20 protein-coding genes are annotated in these 21,201 nt (G+C 49.1%); 16 read left to right on the top strand and 4 right to left on the bottom strand.

Translation table 11 applies throughout. The annotated features are described in order from the left end of the window. Positions 1 to 400 precede the first annotated feature (400 nt). Genes rimO through HPY86_07055 form a run of 3 tightly spaced genes read right to left on the bottom strand, consistent with a single transcriptional unit; the run spans position 401 to position 2,675 of the window. A complete protein-coding gene (rimO, locus tag HPY86_07045; protein ID NPV14671.1) occupies positions 401 to 1,633 on the bottom strand; it encodes a 30S ribosomal protein S12 methylthiotransferase RimO in 1,233 nt (410 codons plus the stop codon). Positions 1,634 to 1,636: 3 nt separating this feature from the next. Beyond that, positions 1,637 to 2,032, bottom strand: coding sequence for a PaaI family thioesterase (locus HPY86_07050; protein ID NPV14672.1), 396 nt, complete (start codon positions 2,030 to 2,032; stop codon positions 1,637 to 1,639). A gap of 1 nt (position 2,033) precedes the next feature. After that, complete coding sequence (locus HPY86_07055) at positions 2,034 to 2,675, bottom strand: outer membrane lipoprotein carrier protein LolA (protein NPV14673.1); 642 nt, start codon at positions 2,673 to 2,675, stop codon at positions 2,034 to 2,036. Positions 2,676 to 2,779: 104 nt separating this feature from the next. On the opposite strand from HPY86_07055, the gene HPY86_07060 reads away from it, so the two are divergent. The 14 genes from HPY86_07060 (at position 2,780) to HPY86_07125 (ending at position 15,140) form a co-directional block, all read left to right on the top strand. Further along, complete coding sequence (locus tag HPY86_07060; GenBank protein ID NPV14674.1) at positions 2,780 to 3,583, top strand: phosphate ABC transporter substrate-binding protein; 804 nt, start codon at positions 2,780 to 2,782, stop codon at positions 3,581 to 3,583. After that, complete coding sequence (pstC, locus tag HPY86_07065; GenBank protein NPV14675.1) at positions 3,580 to 4,419, top strand: phosphate ABC transporter permease subunit PstC; 840 nt, start codon at positions 3,580 to 3,582, stop codon at positions 4,417 to 4,419. The genes HPY86_07060 and pstC (HPY86_07065) overlap by 4 nt, the downstream gene beginning before the upstream one ends. Then, complete coding sequence (pstA, locus tag HPY86_07070) at positions 4,416 to 5,252, top strand: phosphate ABC transporter permease PstA (GenBank protein NPV14676.1); 837 nt, start codon at positions 4,416 to 4,418, stop codon at positions 5,250 to 5,252. The genes pstC (HPY86_07065) and pstA (HPY86_07070) overlap by 4 nt, the downstream gene beginning before the upstream one ends. Then, positions 5,253 to 6,002, top strand: a complete 750-nt coding sequence (locus tag HPY86_07075) for a phosphate ABC transporter ATP-binding protein (protein ID NPV14677.1) — start codon at positions 5,253 to 5,255, stop codon at positions 6,000 to 6,002. It begins immediately after the preceding gene. 10 nt (positions 6,003 to 6,012) lie between these two features. Beyond that, a complete protein-coding gene (gene pstB / locus HPY86_07080) occupies positions 6,013 to 6,774 on the top strand; it encodes a phosphate ABC transporter ATP-binding protein (GenBank protein ID NPV14678.1) in 762 nt (253 codons plus the stop codon). 151 nt (positions 6,775 to 6,925) lie between these two features. Then, positions 6,926 to 8,116, top strand: a complete 1,191-nt coding sequence (locus HPY86_07085; protein NPV14679.1) for a hypothetical protein — start codon at positions 6,926 to 6,928, stop codon at positions 8,114 to 8,116. 14 nt (positions 8,117 to 8,130) lie between these two features. Continuing rightward, the gene (locus HPY86_07090; GenBank protein NPV14680.1) at positions 8,131 to 8,994 is read left to right on the top strand and encodes a PstS family phosphate ABC transporter substrate-binding protein; all 864 of its coding nucleotides are present in this window, start codon (positions 8,131 to 8,133) and stop codon (positions 8,992 to 8,994) included. Between the two features lie 34 nt (positions 8,995 to 9,028). After that, complete coding sequence (gene pstC, locus HPY86_07095; GenBank protein NPV14681.1) at positions 9,029 to 9,949, top strand: phosphate ABC transporter permease subunit PstC; 921 nt, start codon at positions 9,029 to 9,031, stop codon at positions 9,947 to 9,949. Continuing rightward, positions 9,946 to 10,845 carry a phosphate ABC transporter permease PstA gene (gene pstA / locus HPY86_07100; protein NPV14682.1) on the top strand — a complete coding sequence of 300 codons (900 nt, stop codon included), beginning with the start codon at positions 9,946 to 9,948 and terminating at the stop codon, positions 10,843 to 10,845. Before pstC (HPY86_07095) ends, pstA (HPY86_07100) begins: the two co-directional genes overlap by 4 nt. Before the next feature lie 3 nt (positions 10,846 to 10,848). Further along, on the top strand, positions 10,849 to 11,607 hold the full coding sequence (gene pstB, locus HPY86_07105; GenBank protein NPV14683.1) for a phosphate ABC transporter ATP-binding protein: 759 nt from the start codon (positions 10,849 to 10,851) through the stop codon (positions 11,605 to 11,607). A gap of 65 nt (positions 11,608 to 11,672) precedes the next feature. Continuing rightward, positions 11,673 to 12,341, top strand: a complete 669-nt coding sequence (gene phoU, locus HPY86_07110) for a phosphate signaling complex protein PhoU (protein ID NPV14684.1) — start codon at positions 11,673 to 11,675, stop codon at positions 12,339 to 12,341. Between the two features lie 19 nt (positions 12,342 to 12,360). Then, positions 12,361 to 13,050 carry a response regulator gene (locus HPY86_07115; GenBank protein NPV14685.1) on the top strand — a complete coding sequence of 230 codons (690 nt, stop codon included), beginning with the start codon at positions 12,361 to 12,363 and terminating at the stop codon, positions 13,048 to 13,050. Between the two features lie 9 nt (positions 13,051 to 13,059). Further along, positions 13,060 to 14,406, top strand: coding sequence for a GHKL domain-containing protein (locus HPY86_07120; GenBank protein NPV14686.1), 1,347 nt, complete (start codon positions 13,060 to 13,062; stop codon positions 14,404 to 14,406). Then, positions 14,403 to 15,140: a metallophosphoesterase gene (locus HPY86_07125; protein ID NPV14687.1), complete on the top strand. Its 738-nt coding sequence runs from the start codon at positions 14,403 to 14,405 to the stop codon at positions 15,138 to 15,140. Before HPY86_07120 ends, HPY86_07125 begins: the two co-directional genes overlap by 4 nt. On the opposite strand, the gene HPY86_07130 is transcribed toward HPY86_07125, so the two are convergent. Beyond that, positions 15,123 to 19,028 carry a hypothetical protein gene (locus HPY86_07130; protein ID NPV14688.1) on the bottom strand — a complete coding sequence of 1,302 codons (3,906 nt, stop codon included), beginning with the start codon at positions 19,026 to 19,028 and terminating at the stop codon, positions 15,123 to 15,125. The genes HPY86_07125 and HPY86_07130 overlap by 18 nt on opposite strands. 162 nt (positions 19,029 to 19,190) lie before the next feature. On the opposite strand from HPY86_07130, the gene HPY86_07135 reads away from it, so the two are divergent. Together HPY86_07135 and HPY86_07140 are read left to right on the top strand one after the other, a co-directional pair. Continuing rightward, positions 19,191 to 20,675 (top strand): PAS domain S-box protein, encoded by a 1,485-nt coding sequence (locus tag HPY86_07135; GenBank protein NPV14689.1) that lies wholly within the window; start codon positions 19,191 to 19,193, stop codon positions 20,673 to 20,675. Next, on the top strand, positions 20,676 to 21,197 hold the full coding sequence (locus HPY86_07140) for a response regulator (protein ID NPV14690.1): 522 nt from the start codon (positions 20,676 to 20,678) through the stop codon (positions 21,195 to 21,197). The last annotated feature ends 4 nt before the right edge of the window (positions 21,198 to 21,201 follow it).

A 21,201-nucleotide genomic window follows, 5' to 3' on the forward strand; every position in this document is an offset into this window, starting at 1 on the left:
TTACCCTATATTCATATACGAAAAGATAAGGAAAAGTGACAAATTTGACCCCCTCCCCTGTCCGGGGGCAATCCCCGGGATAGTCTTAACCACCCCATCATTCACCGCCTCTTATACCACCCTTCCTGTCGTTTCTGAACCTATTCCGTAAACCATTAGATTACCTATATTATTGACAATCCATAATGTTATACTTAAAACCGACCTGAATTCTATCTTCTGTAAAAACTCCCGGTTAACACCTCTCTGGATCCTTAATAAAACCCCTTAAACTCTTTCCACCCGAGATCTCAATACTTATTGCCCGATGGTATCTTACCCCCTACCATCGATAAATTAGACCCCAAAAATCGGCTGAATTAACGGTGTCCTGTTTTTAAGGAAACAAACCTGAATCGGCTCAAACCTTTTCGGCGGTCAGGTCGTATGTTGAACTGGCAACAATCTTCACATTGATGAAGGTGCCCGGAGAAGCCTTTTCCCCGCGCAATTGCACCACACCATCAATCTCCGGTGCATCCCATTCGGTTCTGCCCTCATTAGGAAAATCCATCAACACCTCTGTATTCTGTCCCACCATTGAACGCAGTTTGGCACGCGAAATCCGCGCCTGGGTTTGCATAATCCGGCGCAGCCGCAACTGTGCGGTCTGTTTATCAACCTGACCAGACAAGGTAGAAGCCCGGGTACCGGGTTCCGGTGAAAAAACATAGCCCGAAAGCCGGTCAAACTGCGTCTGTTTGACGAACTGCAAAAGTTCCTCAAACTCCGCTTCAGTCTCACCCGGAAAACCGGTAATAACCGTTGTCCGCACCCGCATCTCAGGTACTGTTCTTAACCGACCAAGCAGTTTTTCCACATCCCTTCGGGTATAACGCCGGTTCATCAGCGCCAATATCCGGTCTGATATGTGTTGAATGGGCAGGTCAATGTACCGACACAGTTTGGAGTTTGAGCCGAACTGCTCAATCACATCCTCCTGAAGATGTGCCGGATGGGTGTACAACAACCGAACCCATCGTAAACCTTTAATCTGTTCCAGTTTCGAGAGTAACCGTGCCAGCGCTGGTGCGCCATAAACATCTTTGCCATACAGCGTTGTATCCTGGGCGATAAGAATCAACTCCTTAACCCCGGCACTAGCAAGCGCCTCAGCCTCGGCAACAATTTCTTCGATGCGCCGGGAACGAAACTTACCCCTGATATCAGGAATCAAACAGTAACTGCATCGATTGTCACATCCATCCGCAATCTTCAAATAGGCGTAGTGGCTCGGCGTCGAAATCAACCGGGCATCTTTGCCGGGCAAAAATCGGTTCATCTCTTTCAGCGTAAGCCAGCGGTCAACACCAGGGAATCGCTTCTTTAAACTTCTGCCATACCTTTCAACCAGACAACCGGCAACGAAGAGTTTTAAAGACGGGTTATTTTCCTTCAACCGCACCAGATTTCTTATCGCATCCTCGGTCTCCTGAACCGCCGAAGAGAGAAAGGCGCAGGTAGTGAGGACAATTAGGTCTGCTTCAGGTAGAGTTTCGGTCAGTTCGTAACCGGCGTCAAGAAACGCTCCAAGGAGATGTTCGGAATCAACCCGGTTTTTGGGACAGCCAAGTGCCACCACCGCTGCCCGCACCGTCTACACCTTCCACAGTTTGCCTGTTGCCTCTGCCAGAACAACGCCTGCGCTGTCCACGAGCCGGCTTTTGGTGTAAACGATTCTCCCTTCCTCACCGGTTATCCAGCCTGAACCGGAAATCTCTTTTCCCACCGGCACCGGCTTGCGAAAACGCACGCTCATCTCGGCGGTAACGGTGTTGTAACCTCTGGGCTTAACCGTCCACGCCATCAATTCATCAAGCAGGGTCGCAACAATGCCACCGTGGACAATCCCGTGCCAGCCCTGATAGCGCTCGGCAATTACATACCTTTCAAACCGGGCGCCCTGCTCATCTGCCACAATCGGCAACTGCAGCCCCTCCGGGTTCTGCCGGCCACAGGCAAAACAGGTGTCCCGATTCTCCAGCCGCGGCATACTAATATTCAATCGTTGTGCCCGCAGGCGGCACAAATTGAAAAAGTTTTGGTGCCAGCACCGGATTCCACTTTTGACCCTTTAAAACAAACCGGCACCAGTTGCCCCAGTCGTCGTAAAAAGAGAAACCATCAACCCTTAACCCGCTCTGGTCCAGTTCCAGCCTCATATCCCGGAAAATTGACCCATCATCATCCTGAATTAAAAGCACCTTTGTGCCATCAGGCAGGTTCTCTTCGGTTATTGTGCCAGTTGTGTCCAGAAGCGGGGTGATAAATGCCAGCAAAGGAAACGGCTCGCGCCGCTTCTGCATCACCGCCCGTTTCTCCGCGGGAAGATAAAACCAGACAATCGAATCATTGCCCACAATCACCTGCCGCATCGGTTTCGTGACCTCAAGCCGGAACCGATTGGGCATCTGGAAATAAAAACTGCCGGCAAAAAAGGTCGTCTCTTCACTCATCTCTGACACCAGCGTCTCAGTAAAACCGCCGCTGAGCGATTTCAACCCGAGATACCGTTGCCGCAACTTTATCCAGCTGGTATTTTGACCAGTTTCACCCCGCTGGTCTCCAGAGCCGGCAAAAAGCGAAGCGGTAATAAACGGAAAACACAAGATGATAAAAAATAACCCACGCTTCATCGCTAAATCATAATGTTCCTTACATCTCAGTCAATAAGAGCCACCGTCGCCTTCCATTATCCAAACTTGACCCGATGGGAATAATCGTTAACTTTTAATACCCGGTGCGGAACTTTATTATCAAACTTGCCGTCCTGTTTCCTGTCATCCTCATTTGCTTTGCGGGTTGTCGCCGGAGCGCCAAAACCAGCCTGACCATCGCCGGTTCAACCTCAGTTCAACCATTTGCTGAACTCCTTGCCGAGCGCTATATGATGGAACACCCGGGCGTGGAAATCAATGTCCAGGGCGGCGGCTCCAGCGCTGGTATCCGTGCGGTTCAGAACCGCATCTGCGACATCGGAATGTCCTCCCGACCATTAACGCCCGAGGAACAAAACCTTCAGCAGTGGACAATCGCCCTTGATGGTATCGTCCTGATTGTCCACAAACAAAACCCGGTAAGAAACATCACACTAAAACAGTTACAGGATGTCTTCTCGGGCAAAATTCGCAACTGGCAGGAGCTGGGGGGTCCAGACCAGAAAATCACCGTCATCACCCGCGAAGAGGGGTCAGGTACACGGGGTTGTTTTGAAGAAATCGTAATGAAAGATGTACACTTCGCCGCGGATGCGCTTGTTCAGGATTGTAATGGTGCGGTGCGCGAAATCGTTGCCAGCGACCCGGCAGCAATCGGCTACATCTCATTCGGACTGGTAGATGAACGGGTCCAGCCTTTGACTGTAGATGGTATCACCCCTTCTGAGTCAACCATCACCGCCCATATCTATCCTCTTGCCCGCAAATTCCTTTTCCTCACCAATGGTGAACCCAGTACCCTTGCCCGTTCCTTTCTTGATTTCGTACTGGGACCGGAAGGGCAAAAAACGCTTGCTGACGAAGGGCTGATAAAGGTGGCGCCTTGAAAGAGAAGTTTTTTGAAAAAATTTTACTCCTCTGCGCCCTTTCCGCGATCGCCGCCTTGTTCCTGATTGCCCTTTTCATCTTTTATGAAGGTCTGCCGCTCATCTTCCGCATTGGACCCCAGAACTTCATTTTCTCATCAACCTGGGCGCCAACCAAAGGACATTTTGGGATTTTGCCAATGATTGTCGGCTCGCTTGAAGTTACCATCCTCGCCTTAATCCTCGGCGGCACGCTTGGTCTCGCCTGTGCAATGTTCCTTGCCGAATTTGCCCCACGCTGGAGTGTCCGCATCCTCAAACCGTTGATTGAACTTCTCGCCGGTATCCCTTCAGTCGTCTATGGTTTCATCGGCGTTCTGGTCCTGGTGCCCTTAATTAGAAGGACGCTCGGCGGACCAGGATTTTCGGTCCTTGCCGCCGGCATCATCCTCGGGATTATGATTCTACCCACGGTCATCGCTATATCACTTGACGCCCTGAACGCGGTTCCGCTCAGTTACAAAGAAGGGTCGCTCGCAGTTGGTGCCACCCGCTGGCAGACGCTCTATCGGCTAACCCTGCCCGCGGCGAAAAGCGGTATTATCGCCAGTTTGATTCTTGCGATGGGACGAGCCGTCGGCGAAACGATGGCGGTGATAATGGTTGCGGGCAACGCCCTCATCATCCCAAAATCACCCCTTGAACCGGTCCGCACCCTGACCTCCAACATCGCTTTGGAAATGGGCTATGCCTCGGGCACTCATCAAGAGGCGCTTTTTGCCACCGGCGTCGTTCTGTTCATTATCGTCGCCCTCTTGAACACCTTTGCCCTTTTTGCCCTGCGGAGAAAAGTATGAGCAACCGCCCCCTGATAACTCAGCGCCTGATCTGGCTCATCCTTGCCCTTCTCACACTTTTCACCCTGACCATTCTTTTCTTTATCATCGGCTACATAACCGCCAAAGGTGCACCGGCCTTAACTCCGGAATTTCTCTTCGGAATGCCCGAGCGGATGGGCAAGGAAGGCGGGATCCTGCCCACAATCATCGCCACTATCTATCTCGCCCTGCTCGCCATTGTCATAGCCACACCACTGGGCGTGGGTACGGCAGTTTACCTGACCGAATACACCAGGGAGTCAACATTAACCCGAATTATCCGCTTCGGTGCTGATGCCCTTGCCGGTGTTCCTTCAATTATCTTTGGCTTATTTGGGTTTATTCTCTTTGTCATCCGCTTAAAGATGGGCTGGTCGATTCTTGCCGGCAGCCTCACTCTGGCGGTGATGATTCTCCCGACCATCATCCGCACCAGCGAAGAGGCAATTCGCACTGTGCCCTATGCCTTTCGGGAGGTCAGTTACTCGCTGGGCGGTACAAAATCCCAGACAATTCTCAATGTCGTACTGCCCAATGCCCTGCCCGGTATCCTTACGGGAGTTATCCTTGGTTTGGGCAGGAGTGTTGCGGAAACCGCGGCGGTAATATTCACCGCTGGCTCCTCGCTCCGCATTCCCCGCTCTATTTTTGACCCGGCGCGCACCATGGCGGTTCACTTCTACATCCTTGCCCGTGAGGGTATCTCAATGCCCCGCGCCTACGGCACCGCTTTGCTCTTAATCATCTCCATCCTTTTAATCAACGCTATCGCCTATATCTTATTGTTCAGACTAACCCGACGCTTCCGATAGATGAAAGAGAAAATCACCCTTGAGCACCTCACCGTCACCGCCGATGGCAAATCGATTCTCACCGACATCAACCTCACCATCTTTGAACATGAAATTTTCTCTATTATCGGTCCGGCACATTCGGGCAAAACCACCCTTTTAAGAACCATTAACCGGCTGATTGAAACCAACCCCGGTTTTACCCGCACCGGCAAACTACTGCTTGACGGCAAAGATGTCTGGAACTGGGACATTGACACTTTACGACGCCGGGTCGGGCTCATCTTCGCCACCCCGATTCCGCTCCCGGGCACAATCTTTGACAATATCGCGTACGGACCTCGACTCAAAGGCATCCGCAACCTAAGAAAACTAACCGAAATCGTGGAACAGAGCCTCCGTGCCGCCTTCCTCTGGGACGAAGTAAAAGACCGACTATTCACCTCTGCCCTCCGGCTCTCTGGTGGTCAACAGCAACGGCTCTGCATCGCCCGGGCTCTGGCACTTGACCCTGAGGTGGTGATGATGGACGAACCCTGTTCCGGACTGGACCCCATTTCCACAGCCCAGATTGAGGATGCGATGCGCCAGTTGAAAACCCGCTATACTTTCATCCTTGTAACCAACAATGTAAAACAGGCGGCACGGGTATCGGACCGGGTTGCCTTTTTTCTTGCCGGTCAACTGATTGAGGTGAACACCGCGGAAATCATCTTTACCCGGCCGGCAGATCAACGAACCGACGACTACATCTCGGGACGCATCGGTTAAGGAGTGCAAGATGCTTGATACCTGCAACACGAAACTACAGACCCAAAACCTCAATGTGTATTACGGCAACTTCCGGGCGGTGCAGGATGTCAACATCAACTTTCCATCCTGCGCCATCACTGCAATTATCGGTCCCTCAGGCTGTGGCAAATCCACCCTCTTACGCAGTTTTAACCGGATGAATGAACTGATTGAAGGCGCCCGCATTCAGGGAGAAATACTCCTTGACGGCGTCAACATTTACCGGCTCAATGTCCTGGAACTGCGAAAGCGGGTCGGAATGGTGTTTCAGCGACCCAACGCCTTCCCATTTTCGGTATTTGACAATGTTGCCTATGGTCCCCGGATTCATGGTGAACGGCGTCACTCCCGGCTTGCGGAAATCGTGGAACGCAGTCTGCGTGCGGTCCGGCTCTGGGACGAACTCAAAGACCAATTGAACAAGAACGCCTTAACCCTTACCGACGAACAGCGCCAGCGCCTTTGTATCGCCCGATTACTGGCAGTCGAGCCCGAAGTCCTGCTTCTTGACGAGCCCTGTTCAGCACTCGACCCGATTGCCACCCTGCACATCGAAGAACTCCTGCGCCAGCTCCGGGAAAAATACACCATCATTATCGTCACCCACAATATGCAGCAAGCCGCCCGCGTATCAGATTTTACCGGATTTATGCTACTCGGCCGCTTGATTGAATTTGGCACTACCAGCCAGATTTTTACCAAACCTAAACAACCCGACACCGAAAACTACATCTCGGGTAAATTTGGCTAATTGATCGATAATTAGTTAGTTAGAGAAATTTCGCCCAAATACCCTATACCACCATTTGAGTTAACGAAAAATTAACCAAACGGTTATACCTGTTTAACTTTCTGCCCCTACCATTTTAACGATGTTTAAAAACCCAAAAAAGGAGGCAACTTTGTCGCGTAAATCTATCGTCCTGTTTGGGGTGGCAATTTTGGCCACCGTGCTGTTCGCCCTGGAACCAGGGCAAACCGAACTGGAGCATAACGGCTGGTTCCGCTACACCAACCAATCGTCGGGGTTCAAGATTACCGACCCGAGCATCAGCCGCTTCTCTCTGGAGCGGGGCTATCTCCGATTCTCGTACCAGTGGTCGCCGGCATTCTTCACCAAAATGACCGTGGACATCTTCTCTTCGGATAAATATCCCGAAGGCGCCACCGTCCGTCTTAAAGAGGCTTATGCCGACATCGCACTGCCCGGTGTGCGCGACTTCAACCTCACCGCCGGCTTGCAGAAGCACTACTTCGGTCTTATCTACTCCTGGGATTACACCCATCCGGAAAAGTCACTTGCCGACGACCAGAGTGTTTGCGCCTCAGCCGACTACGGATTGACCATTAATGGCTATCTACCTTCCGGTCTGGGAGAACTGCAACTCGGTGTCTACAACGGCGAAGGGTATAAGTATGCAGGCAAGTATGTCAACACGTCACCCGAACTTCTCGGTAACATCCGGCTCACGCCATTCCCGGGCATCGCGCTGGGCGTCTCAATGTTCACCAATGCTGCTGACCAGAGCCATTACAAAAACGATAAAAAGGGTAGAATAACCCAATCCGGTAGCACCTTCTTTATGAATGCCGATACCACAAATAAGAACCGTTTTGCCCTTGCCCCAATGTTCAAACTGGCTTTTGGTCCGGTCTCGTTGCTCGGTGAGTACATCAGTTACAGCTACACTCGCTACTTCAGTTACTACAAAATAAACTTTGACAGCGCTGGTGCTGTCACCGACTCCACTTTAACCGAAAAGACCAAGAAATACTCGTTCAGTGGATTAGACCTTGTGCCAACGGTTACTCTGGCAAAGCGTAGTTTAGAAATCTTCGGCCGTTTTTCAATCTGGGACCGTAAAGAGGAACACGACAGCGAAACGGAACTCAATAAAGACAAAAGTTTCATCCGCTATGGTGCGGGTTTTAACTACCATTTAATCCGACGCGAGAAAGGTAAGCCCGGTCTTGAGTTCCAGTTTGCCTGGACCAGGACCCAGCCTAAAAACAGCGCAATAAAACCGACCGATGCACTTCTTGCCCAGGTCCGGTTTGAGTGGAGTACATTGATAAATAAACCAGAACTGTAAATAAAGGAGGTAAAATGAAAAAAGTACTTTCATTAATAACAGCGTTAGCACTGAGCACATCGCTCATTGCCGGCGAGATGATTATCGTCAAAGGTTCAGATACGATGCTAAACCTCGTACAGCGGCTTGCCGAGGGGTTCTCAGCGGTCCGGGGTGATGTCACCGTCTCGGTCGCAGGTGGTGGTTCCGGAGTCGGCATCACCGCAATCACCAACGGGGAGGTCGACATCGCCAACGCCTCACGCGCGATCAAATCAAAGGAAATCTCGGCGGCGCGCGCCCAGGGTGTAAACCCGGTGGAAATCGTCATCGCCCTTGATGGTCTGGCGGTAATCGTCAACAGCAAGAACCCGGTAAAGAACCTTACCGTCCAGCAAATCGGTGCCATCTACCGGGGTGAAATCAAAAACTGGAAAGATGTTGGCGGACCGAATAAAAAAATCGTCCTCTATGGTCGACAGCCAAATTCCGGAACATTCGTCTTCTTCCGGGAAGAAGTGGTTCAGGGAGAGTACGCATCTTATATGCGCCAGATGAACGGCAGCGCCCAGATTGTTGATGCGGTTAAAACCGACGAAGGCGGGATTGGTTATGTTGGTCTGGGCTACTTCCGCAATGTTGAAGGAATAAAACCATTGGCGGTGGCAAAAACTTCCAATGACCGCTACATTTCACCGGAGAACGAAGCCGATGTTAAAAGCGGTGCCTATCCCTTAACCCGACCGCTTTATCAGTACACCAACGGTAAACCCAAAGGCGCGGCACTCGATTTTATCCGGTTTGAATTGAGTCCGGAAGGCCAGAAAATTGTCGAAGAAGAAGGGTTTGTCGCAGTTACCCAACCGTACATCGAAAAGAACAACAAAATACTGCAGTGAACAACGGTAAAAGTAAAAGAAGGTCCCTGTGAGAATGCGCAAAAAGATTGACCGACTCGCAGGAATAACCTTCCTCATCAATGCGGTATTGGCCGCCGGGGTCTTGTTTGGCATCCTTCTCTTTCTGTTCTCTTACGGCGTACGTGCTTTCATTCCTGCACCGGGAACAGACCCCGGCGACCCAGAATCTCAGCCGCTGACGGTTTTCGGGTTTCTATTTGGTACGGTTTGGAATCCGGATGCTTACGGACAGCCGCGCTACGGGTTAATCCCTTTATTTCTGGGCAGTTTTTTAACAACGCTCATCGCCCTTATCATTTCGGTTCCGGTGGGTATTGCCGGTGCCCTATTTATCGCCGAAAGACTTACCGGTTGGGTGCGCATTGCTGTAAAAATGGTCGTGGAACTGTTTGCCGGATTTCCCTCTGTCGTTATCGGCCTGTTCGGGCTTGTGGTCCTGGCCCCATTTATCGCACGCATTTTTAACCTGCCCTCGGGCTTAAACCTGCTCACCGCCAGTGTCATCCTCGCACTGATGTCTCTCCCTACAATCATCTCGGTATCCGAAGATGCCCTGCGCGTGGTTCCTCACTCCTACCGGGAAGCCGCGTATGCTCTGGGAGCATCACCCTGGACAACCGCAATCAAAGTAATTCTACCGGCAGCGCGTTCCGGTATTCTGGCAGCAGTGATGCTCGGCTTTGGTCGGGCAATTGGTGAAACCATGGCGGTTTTGATGGTAGCGGGGAATGCGCCCATCATTCCCCGCTCCCTATTTGACCCGGTTCGCACCATCACTACTACCCTTGCCATTGAACTGGGTGAAACCGCGGCCAATTCTATCCACTTCTTTAGCCTTTTTGCCCTGGGTTTTGTTCTCTTTGTCATCGCCTTAGCGACTAACATTATCGCCGAATCGTTAATCAGACGGGAAAAAAGGAGTTTTACTTTATGAACAAACCGTTACCACCGCCTGAAAATTACCGCCACCTTCCCAGAAAGCGTTTTACCAGTAACATCGGTTTTGTCATCCTCGCCATTCCTTTAATAATTTTCATTCTATTTATTGGGTTTATGGTTTTCTACCTGTTCAAGAACGGTATCAATGTCATTTCCTGGAAATTTCTCACGCAGCCACCGGAAAAAGGAATGACCGCCGGCGGAATTTTCCCCTGTATCGTCGGTACAATGTATGTAACCCTGATTTCGCTTCTATTTTCGGTGCCCGTCGGGTTATTTTCCGGTATTTACCTTGCTGAGTACGCACCCAACAACATCTTTACTCAGGTAATGCGCAGCTCGATTCGCGCCCTTGCCGGAATTCCGAGTATTGTCTACGGGCTCTTTGGAGTTGCCCTATTCATTCGCGCCTTCCAGATCGGCCTTTCGGTTCTCGCGTCAGGATTAACTCTCGGGCTGATGAGCCTGCCCTGGATTATCACAACTGTGGAAGAGTCTATTACAGCAATACCCAACTCTTTCCGGGAAGGAGCACTTGCCCTGGGCGCAACGAAATGGGAGTCAATCCGGAGTAATGTTTTACCTTACGCATTTCCGGGCATTCTTACCGGCGTTCTTCTTGCCATCGCCCGCACCGTGGGTGAAACAGCACCCATTCTGTTCACCGGCGTAACCTATTTTACCCGGCAGATTCCGCGCACACCTTTGGAGAAATTTATGGCACTGCCTTATCACATTTTCGTTCTGGCAACTCAACACGACCAGTTAACGAAAGTTCGCCCCATCGCATTTGGCACCGCGGTGGTATTACTGATTTTCGTGCTCGCGTTTGACATTATCGCCTTTTTTACCAGAATGCGTTTTGCCACAACTAACAAGTGGCAGGTTTAAATTATGGAAAAGGGACACATTGAGTTCAAGAATCTGAACCTCTGGTTCGGTACAAACCACATCCTTAAAAACATTTCATTTACCATCTTACCCCGGACCGTAACCGCCATTATGGGTCCCTCCGGCTGCGGCAAATCTACCCTGCTGCGCAGCATTAACCGGATGAACGACCTCATATCCGAAACCAGAATCACCGGTAGTATTTTGATTGATGGAGAAGATATTTACCGTGAGAAAATTGATGTCATTGAACTACGCAAAAGGGTTGGAATGGTCTTCCAGAAACCGAACCCATTCCCAAAATCAATCTTCGAAAATGTTGCTTTCGGGATAAAAATTCACAATCTGGCATCGGGAATTGAATTACAACGGCGCGTAAAGGAAGCGCTTCAATTAGCTAACCTTTGGGAGGAAGTGCAGCATCGACTTTGGGACAACGCCTTTTCGCTCTCCGGCGGACAACAACAACGCCTCTGCATCGCCCGCTGTCTGGCTGTTGGCCCAGAAATAATTCTACTCGACGAACCAGCGTCTGCTCTCGACCCAATTTCAACGGCAAAACTGGAAGAACTGATTGTCCAGCTGAAGAAGTATTACACCATCGTCATCGTTACCCACAATCTGCAACAGGCTGCTCGGGTATCAGAATACTGTGCCTTTTTGATGCTGGGTGAACTCGTAGAATTTGGACCAACTGAACGAATCTTTACAAAACCGCAAGATAAGCGCACGGAAGATTTCCTAACCGGGAAATTTGGATAATGTCGGCACTTGTCCAGCGAAAAAATTTAGTTATCATTTTAACAGAAACAGAGAGGAAATAATCAATGACCCTACTTGAAGAGAAAATCGCAAATTTGAAAGAGAAACTGCTGGCAATGGCAGCGGCAGTAGAAAAGATGGTCGATATCAGTATCCAGTCACTGGTGAAAAGAGACCACCTTTTAGCAGAGCAGGTAATTAACGACCTCGAGCCCAAAATCAACCAGGCTGAGATTGAAATTGAAGATACCGCCATTAATCTCATTGCCCTTCATCAACCCGAAGCATCTAACCTCCGCACTATAACCATGGTGATTAAAATCAACAACGACCTTGAGCGGATCGGCGACCATGCAGTCAATATCGCCGAAGCAGCGTTGTTCCTTATCCCCCGCCCGCCGGTAAAACCACTAATTGACCTTCCTCGAATGGCACAACACACAATTCAAATGCTGCGTGACAGCCTCGACGCCTTTACTAAAAAAGATGTCGAACTGGCACGCCGCGTGTGTGCCCGTGACTCAATAGTTGACTCCTTAAAAGACCAGATTAACCGTGAACTTATCACTTATATGACCAGTGACGCCACCACTATTGACCGGGCTTTGAAACTGATGCTTATCTCTCTGAATCTGGAACGGATTGCCGACCTCGCAACCAATATCTCCGAAGATGTGGTTTATGCCGTGACGGGCGAGGTAATCAAACATGGCAAATGTGAACCCGTCACCTGAAAAACCTCCAGAACAAACACTGCATGCACGAAGCAAATTAATCGCGATAGTTGACGATGAGCCTGATATTCTCGAACTACTATCCCTTCATCTGACAAAATCGGGGTTTAGCGTTAAGAAGATGACAAGCGGCGGGGAGCTTTATCAGTTCCTTGAAAAAGTAACCCCCAATCTGATAATCCTTGACCTAATGCTCCCTGATGTCGATGGCATTGATATCTGCCGTTTTCTCAAACAGGAGCCACGATTTGCCTCAATTCCGATAATTATGCTTACTGCGCGGGGAGAAGAATCGGACCGGATTATCGGTTTAGAATTAGGTGCTGATGACTACATTACCAAACCGTTTTCCCCGAAAGAGGTTGTTGCCCGTGTCCGTGCTGTGTTGCGACGACAAGAACAAATGACGACTGACGAAAAAATTACTATTGACACGGATTTGATTATTTACCCCAAAAAGCATGAAGTAACAGCGGCGGGTAGGAAAATTGACCTCACTGCTACCGAGTTCCGCATTTTAATGATACTGGCATCAAAACCGGGCTGGGTTTTCACTCGGGACCAGATTATTGACGAACTGTGGGGATATGATAAACCGATATTAGACCGCACCATTGATGTCCATATCCAGCACCTTCGCAAGAAATTGGGCAAATTCGGTGAATTAATCCGAAACATTCGGGGGGTTGGTTATAAACTCGAATTCTGAGTCAACGGCATGAATATCAGGCCAGAGAAACAACTCTTTCTTTATATTGTCGGTAGTTACCTTCTCATTGCCGGTTGTCCGGTCATTATTTTGTTGGTTCTTTTGCTTTTAAAAATACCTCGTACAACCGCTTTCTTATCTGCCATCGGTGTTCTCATAATCTTCTCTATTCTTATCGCCTTGAAAGTTTTTTCTCGGTTTCAAACTCTGGTTTTAGAAATTGAAACCATCTGCCACCGTATCGACTCCGGTCAACCTCCTATTCAATCGGCTCCGGTTAAATTGAAAATTGCATCTCAACTCTTAAATTTGTTAAACCGCACCGCTGCTCGCATCAATAAAGACATCACCCAGCTGCGAGAGAAAGAAGAGTGGTTGAATGCCATACTTGGCTCATTGCAAGAAGGATTATTGATTCTTGACCCCCAGGGTAAAGTTCTGATTGTCAACAACAAGTTTCAGCAGTTTCTGAATGTCGAACGGGTCGTCGGCAAGTTCTACTGGGAGGTCATTCGTACCCCCCAACTGGCAAATCTTATTCAACAGTTGAATCAAGAAAATTCCAACCTCAACGCCGAGGTTCAAATCAACTCCAGGACATTTCTCTGTTGCGCGATTTATTTACCTACTACTGGACAGCGTCTCCTGACCTTTAACGATATTACTGAACTCATCGAGGCCGAAAAAATGAAAAAGGAGTTTATCGCCAGTGTCTCGCACGAACTAAAAACGCCATTAACAGCAATCAAGGGATATATTGAAACAATGGAAGAAACCGCCGATGAAGATAATGCTGTTTACCTGCAGATTGTTCGCCGCCATACCGAACGCTTAATCAACCTCGTCCAGGACCTGTTAAACCTCTCTGCTTTGGAAAATCCGGATGCCAAACTCTTTTGGGAAGATGTCAACCTGAAAACCCTCGCAACTAATGTTCTCGCTATCTTTGAGAACTCGGCAAAAAAGAAAGGTTTGAAACTAACGCATGAACTACCCGAACCACCTCCCGTAATAAAAGGTGACGGGCTTCGGCTTGAACAGGCACTTATCAACCTGCTGGATAACGCTATCAAATATACCGAAAAAGGCACTGTGTCTCTCGCTGTTAAAGTCGTAAATGACCAGGTAGTAATTTCGATTCAGGACACTGGTATCGGCATTGCCGCCGAACACATCCCGAGAATTTTTGAGCGATTTTATGTTGTTGACCGCTCTCGCTCAAGACAAAGCGGCGGAACCGGTTTGGGACTGGCGATTGTCAAACATATTGTCGAACTCCACCAGGGTAAGGTTTTGGTAGAAAGCACTCCAGGCACGGGCTCAAAATTTTCCGTAATCCTTCCAATGAACAGATGAAATCGCCTTTTACCATCGCTCATATATCTGACCTGCATCTCGGTGGCTCTTATTTTGTTCCTGAATTGGGGAATAAACTGGTCGATTTGCAGAATCGGCTCATGCCTGATGTCATAGTTATCACCGGTGACCTCACCACCGAAGGTCATATTCATGAGTATGACCAGGTAGTAACATATTTAAAGCGCTTTCAATCTAAACAACGAATCGTCGTTCCGGGAAACCACGATGCCCGCAACGAAGGATATGTAATTTTTGAAGAAATTTTTGGTACCCGTTATCCTTTCTACCAAAAAGGTAACATAGCAATATTTGGTGTAGACTCAAGCCAGCCTGACATTGATGACGGACACATTGGCCGGGCTAATTATCCGATAATCACGCAAAAATTGAGTAACCCGACACAAATTAAAATTATGGCAATGCATCATCACCTTGTGCCGATACCCGGCACCGGTCGAGAACGCCACATACCCACTGACGCCGGAGATGTTTTAAAACTTTGCATCGACCTTGATATTCGTATAATACTCTCCGGCCACAAGCATCGGCCCTGGGTCTGGCTCCTCGAAAAAACCTGGCTCATTACTGGAGGCACCGCTACCTCACAGCGCCTGAAAGGTCGGTCTTATCCCTCGTTTAACATCTTGAAAATATTTAAAAGACAATTCACTTTAACAGAGATAAATGTGGCTACTAGGATAGTTCAGAAAAAACTAAAAGCGACCCTTTAAGCCACCTGTAACGACAACTTTTTTAACTCGTAAAGACTGCACCCTCCGCTCTCCCAATATTATAAAATAAACCCCGGGCTTTAACCTCTCATTAACCCGCATCCGGCCCGAAGCATCAAAAATGAGTGGCTGTAATTGACCGCGACCATTCCCCTGTTTTTGTAAAGTCAAATCGAATAAACCTTCTGGCTCCCGGTTCGGATACCCTTGCTCGTGATTACTTCTATTGGTATCCCTGTTTTGTAAGTTGGCATCTCTTTGAAGCATTGTGGCATCGTAACTCCAGAACTCCCGGGAACCGCCGCCTTTAAGCGCATAAACTTTTCCTTCTACAAACGCCAGTCCTGCACCAGACCCAACTCGTCGCCACCGTGTCCCTACTGGGATATTTTCCAATTCCTCCCAGGTATCCGCCTGTATATCGTAGCGCCAGAATTCAACCGTCCGCCCACCTTTAAAGGCATAGATATAACTAACACCATCACTGGCAAGCGCCGCTCCGTCCTTACAACGCCGCAAACCGTTGCTACCTGAAAAAGGCAATGATGCACATCCCCGCCAGCTGTCCCGGCTGATTAGATACTCATAGAACTCATTAGTAGAACCTTTCAAACAGAATATTCGCTGCCCCACTGCCACAATTGCACTGCCCCTTTTCACCGGTTTGTTTAGCACCCCACGTGGTACCGGCCTTCGCGAATGCCATTCACCCTTTTCCACTAAATAAAATAGAAAGTCGTTTGTTCCCGTACCTTTCAGACAGTACACCCTACCGCTGTCTCGTTTAGGAACGAATGCCAATCCAGCACCGTATCGGACATTTCTCGTCCCGTCCGGTAGACCGGGCAGTTCTCGCCAGGAGTCTTTGCTTATCTCATAACACCAAAACTCTCTGGTGTTTCCACCTTTTAAAAGATAGATTCTGTCACTTCGGTCCCAGCAAACTGCGGCACCACTCTTGGGCTTCCTGTTTTTTAAACCACCCGGCACCGGTCTTCGCACCAACCAGCTACCTGCATACTCATCATAACAGTACCACTCATCAGACCTGCCTTTTAGGGCAAAAACCTTATCGCTTGTTCCTACTAAACACCCTCCCGCCCGCACCGTAAGACTTCTTGGCCCAGCGGGAATCGAAAGCTCCTCTTGCCATCGCTGGTAAACAATTGATTCAACGGTCACAACCTTCTGGAGAGAGTCGTTGCACGGGTTTTCGTCACCGGATAAATCACAACGGGCAAAAGTCAAATACTCTCCTGATGTTGCTCGCCACTGGCGGAAACAAACCTCTCTCTGGGCACCAGGTTCAACCATTGCGCTCGATGAGTCAACATACTCAAAATCCACGTCGGCTCCCATCCTACTAATTGCAAAATATACCCACATCTCCGCCGATTCCTCACCATAATTTGCCACCACCACCGCTGGCTCAATCACCCCTTCTGGCACAGTATCCTGGGGAGCCGCGATTCTGATTATCGCGCCGTCTCTTCTAACAACGCGAAACTGCAGGCGGATTGAATCGTTATCTCTCCTTAAATCGCCATTTAGCATCGTTCCCACCCAAATCGTATAAAAACCGCCGCTTGCCCGCCAGATGGAGAACGATACCAATCCGGAACTGTCCGATGGTAGCAAGGTTTCAAGCGAATCGCAATAAACCATTACCTCAGCGCTGTCGTAAATCTCACATCGCACCCAGAAACTCGCTATCTCATTACCAAAATTCTGGACCAACGCCTCAGGTTGAATCTCCCCCGGATTAACAACTTCGCCCGGACTCGTAATCTGAACCGTTCCCACATCCTTAACTCGAACAAACACCGTCTCCCTTACCGCATCGTTGTTATGGTTATGGTCGTTATTCAGTTGCGTTGAACAGCAGACCGAATTCCAACCCCTTGTTCTTGCCTCCCATCTGGAAAATGTTGTGTCAATACTGTCGCCTGATGCCAGCCCTTGGATAATTAAAGAGTCGCGATAATCAACCCCGCTGCGAAACAACACTTGAAAACTTTCAGTTTCACTTCCAAAGTTTTTTATCACCGCCCTTGGTGAACCACAAAACCCGGAATCCACAACATTAACCGGAAAAACAACCCGCGCTACACCAACATCGTGTCTAATTACCGTAAACTCACAACTCATTGTATCATTTTCCGGATGCATATCTTTGGATAATACCGTGCGGACCCGTATCACATAATCACCAACCTGAGCATTCCATTGTGTGAATCCGGTGTCGCGGCTAACATTAGCACCAAGCGTAATTCTAATACTATCATTGTAAATCAAGGAGCCGGTTCGGGTTAAAATCGAGCAAACAACACCGAACATCGCACTATCATTACCCCGATTCCACACTTTAACCCTTGGTCTGATTAAACCCTCAGGTACTCTTCCGTTGGGTGTTAATATCTCCTCTGCCACTACATCCTGTACCCGGACAAACACACTATCGCATAAAGTGTTATTTCTTTCATCTATGTCTCCGGCAACATAAACTGAACAGGCCACAGCTACCCACTCCCGGTCATGAACAGCAATTGAATCAAACACTACCCGCACCGAATCCCCAGGTGCAATACTGTCAAGAAAATGGCACATCACTGAATCACCTACTGCAAACAATACTCGAACCGAGTCTACAAAGTCTCCAAAGTTACCAATCCAGGCAGCAGGAACAAATACCGAGCCCGAATCAATTACACTTTGAGGTAACTCAATCCTCATCACTCCAACATCATGCGCCCGCATCTTACGCCGCGCCCGAACCGCCCAATTAAAAGTACCCACCTGTTCACTCCACACCACCTGAACCGTTCCCATCCGGGCCGTGATTGAAATCCGGTCCTTTTGATTTCCCCCTTCTGTCAAAGTTCTGAACTCCTCCCAGATGCCATTATTAGTTCGTTTCTGATAACAGACCTGCTTGTGGCGCTGGGAGGTAGAGTCTTCATTTACCCAGACAAAATGAAGATTGCCACTATCATCTGCAGCAACACTGGGTGAGAACTTTGCCCCTGTCCAGAGCCCAAATCTTATGGTATCGCTCCACCCTGCCGCTGTTCGGGCACGCCACATGATAGAGTTATTACCAGCAATCCAGACAACATTAAAAGTGGAATCATACCAGTTCCAGGTCACACAAGGAGAGACCGCATTTACCCGGCTGTAAACTGTTTCTACCTCACCCCAGACACCGTTAACCTTCAATTTTGCCAAAATCATTTTAGTAAAACTTTCTATCATCTGATGCCAGACTACTATCAAATTACCGCCTGGTGTACAGGCAATCGATGGGTGAATTAATATAAATTCATTCCCAATACGGGCAATGGTATCGCAATCACCCCATCCACTGTCGTAATAAACATAGTATAACCATTGTTGCATTCCGGAGCCCAATCTCACCCAGGTGAGATGTACCACTCCGTCTTTATCAATCGCAATCGATACCGCACTATCTCTATCGCTACCAGTTCTAAATGTGTCCTCTAATTGCCATTCCCCGGAAGAGAAACCACGACGTTTGAGTTTGAGAACGCCAGCAGTTATCCAAGCAACATAAAGGTTACCCAGTGAATCGCAACCGATTGTTGGGTCACCAGCACCGTTCAACTCATTTGACAAAATCGTATCCTCCGACCATTCTCCTGTTAATCTATCCCAGCAGGAGTACCAGACCTGATAAACCCCAGCGACATTTCCCCGCCAGGTGAGATGGATATTTCCATTCGGACTAATCACAACACTCCGGGCGCTACTGTAACAGGTCAAATCCGAAAATCCCGAACGATTGGTGATTGACTCCACAGGCAACCAAATCCCATACCCCATACTGACCGTAGAGATAAAGATTAAGAATGCCGTTTTCTTAAAATCCACCGACTAAATTACACCCCGGATAGCATAGAAGTCAAACGATAACACCCGCATAAATTTGACAAACCGGTATTGCCTATTACACTTCTAACCGGGCTATATGGACCAGGTTATCTGCGGTAATCCGCACTAAAAAATATTGGTCTTGTGCCCTGATGGTGTGTTATGAAGAAAATAAAACCCTATGAAGATTTCCTCAAAGACCCGGACTTTTTGAACACCCTCCAGGAAGGGGTGTGGGTCGCGGACAACGAAGGGCGCATCGTATTTGCCAATCGCGGGTTGGCACGGATTCTGGGTTATGAAATCCCGGAAAGGATTATCGGTAGACTCTGGCGTGAATTCTTTCCACCGGCTGAAGCCGCGCGCATCGGTAAAATTCGCCCTGATATCGAAACCGCCACAGCTGCGCCCATTGAAAGACGCATCATCACACAAACAAGAATCATCGGCAGAGACAGTCGCCAGATTCCTGTTTCCGCCACTCTTATCCGTAAGACGCTCGACGGCTCGGACTGGTACATTGGCACCGTAATCGAATCCCCGGTATTCACCAGCACTATCGGTATAACTGAAAGTATGTCTCGCTGGGTGATGGAAAATTCTGTCGATGGTATCTGTGTTATTGAAAACGGACAACTCATCTATGCCAATCGTCGGCTGGAAGAGTTAACCGGGTACAGCGCACCCCAGTTAGGCAGAATGAATCTTGAACAACTGTTGAGCCCGGATTACCGTGCAACCATTGCCCCGATTTTCACCGACCCCCACCGACTCTTAGGTCCAGTTCACCACGAAGTGAAACTGCAGAATCGGACCGGTCGTGAAATTGAATGCCAGTTACGGGTTGTACCGGTTGAAGAAGGCACGCGCCGTGCCCTTGTTTGCTATCTCCGCGACATCTCAGAACTTAAACAGGCAGAGCGGATTCGCACTGAGTTCATCGCTATGGTCTCTCATGACCTTCGCACCCCGCTTGCCGCAATAAAAGAGGCAATCGCTCTACTCGCTGACACCGCTGCCCGCCGGCTTGAAGATAAACAGCTCCGTTATCTTTCAATCGCCCGCGAAGAAATGGACCGGCTCAACCGTATGATTGACAACCTGATTGAAGTGGCACGAATGGAAACCGGCAAGGTTATCCTTAACCTTGAAGCGGTCGATTTAAACCAGGTCATTAATATTGCGCTCGAGAGCCTCGGACTGTTGATCAGCAAAAATAATTTAAAGATTGAACGCCGTGCCCCGGCAAAACTGCCGCCCGTACTTGGCGACCGTGACCGGTTGCTACGGGTATTCAATAACCTCCTTGATAACGCCATAAAATATTCGCCCGAAGGCGGTACGATCCGAATTGAAATCGACTTTGTTGACCCGGAAGCCCCGGTACTTTCCGAAAGTGGCATCCTTGCCAACACCGGCTACCTTGAAGTTACCATCACCGATCAGGGCCCTGGTATCCCTGCGGAATTCCTTGACCGGATATTTGGGAAATTTGAGAGGGTTGACCCGCACGGTCCGGGTATCGGATTGGGACTGGCGATTGTTCGGTCAATTGTTGAACTGCATCACGGTAAAGTTTGGGCTCGTTCCACACTTGGGGAAGGAACCAGTTTTAGCGTGATTTTACCAATTAAAGAGGAAGGATAAATGGAAACCAACGCAAAGAAAATTCTCCTTGTCGAAGATGAGGTCAATCTCCGGGAACTGGTCAAGGCAAGATTAGAGGAAAATGGATATGAGGTGACCATTGCAGGTGATGGTTATCAGGCAATATTTCAGGCTCGCCGGGTAAAACCCGACTTGATTATCCTTGATTTGATGATACCCCGCCTCGACGGCTATACCGTTTGCCGCACTCTTAAAGCGTCCAGCGACCTTGCCACCGTCCCGATAATAATGTTTACCGCCCGTTCCTCACCCGACGATATGCGTCGGGGTATGGATATGGGTGCTGATGCCTATGTGACTAAACCGTTTGACCCGGCGACTCTTCTGGCGAAAATCGAGGAATTACTCAAACTCAGAACCACGGTTCAAGAAGAACCACCCTCGCCTTCAAGCACGACACCTTCAGATGCGGAAAAAGCCCACGCCGAACAACGCAAACTGGCAGAAGAACAGAGTCGCAAAGAGGCAGAGGCACGCGCCGAACAAGACAAACAAAATTAGGGAC

This window comes from candidate division WOR-3 bacterium (genome assembly GCA_013177935.1).
In the GTDB taxonomy this organism is placed as follows: domain Bacteria; phylum Hydrothermota; class Tepidihabitantia; order Tepidihabitantales; family Tepidihabitantaceae; genus Tepidihabitans.

What these genes read in the sequence shown, in the direction of transcription:
- HPY86_07090 (NPV14680.1), top strand. Translation starts at nt 8,131, where the DNA reads ATGAAAAAAGTACTTTCATTAATAACAGCGTTAGCACTGAGCACATCG.
- HPY86_07055 (NPV14673.1), bottom strand. Translation starts at nt 2,675, where the DNA reads ATGAAGCGTGGGTTATTTTTTATCATCTTGTGTTTTCCGTTTATTACC.
- pstC (NPV14681.1), top strand. Translation starts at nt 9,029, where the DNA reads ATGCGCAAAAAGATTGACCGACTCGCAGGAATAACCTTCCTCATCAAT.
- pstA (NPV14676.1), top strand. Translation starts at nt 4,416, where the DNA reads ATGAGCAACCGCCCCCTGATAACTCAGCGCCTGATCTGGCTCATCCTT.
- HPY86_07050 (NPV14672.1), bottom strand. Translation starts at nt 2,032, where the DNA reads ATGCCGCGGCTGGAGAATCGGGACACCTGTTTTGCCTGTGGCCGGCAG.
- phoU (NPV14684.1), top strand. Translation starts at nt 11,673, where the DNA reads ATGACCCTACTTGAAGAGAAAATCGCAAATTTGAAAGAGAAACTGCTG.
- HPY86_07140 (NPV14690.1), top strand. Translation starts at nt 20,676, where the DNA reads ATGGAAACCAACGCAAAGAAAATTCTCCTTGTCGAAGATGAGGTCAAT.
- HPY86_07125 (NPV14687.1), top strand. Translation starts at nt 14,403, where the DNA reads ATGAAATCGCCTTTTACCATCGCTCATATATCTGACCTGCATCTCGGT.
- HPY86_07075 (NPV14677.1), top strand. Translation starts at nt 5,253, where the DNA reads ATGAAAGAGAAAATCACCCTTGAGCACCTCACCGTCACCGCCGATGGC.
- HPY86_07135 (NPV14689.1), top strand. Translation starts at nt 19,191, where the DNA reads ATGAAGAAAATAAAACCCTATGAAGATTTCCTCAAAGACCCGGACTTT.
- pstB (NPV14683.1), top strand. Translation starts at nt 10,849, where the DNA reads ATGGAAAAGGGACACATTGAGTTCAAGAATCTGAACCTCTGGTTCGGT.
- pstB (NPV14678.1), top strand. Translation starts at nt 6,013, where the DNA reads ATGCTTGATACCTGCAACACGAAACTACAGACCCAAAACCTCAATGTG.
- HPY86_07120 (NPV14686.1), top strand. Translation starts at nt 13,060, where the DNA reads ATGAATATCAGGCCAGAGAAACAACTCTTTCTTTATATTGTCGGTAGT.
- pstA (NPV14682.1), top strand. Translation starts at nt 9,946, where the DNA reads ATGAACAAACCGTTACCACCGCCTGAAAATTACCGCCACCTTCCCAGA.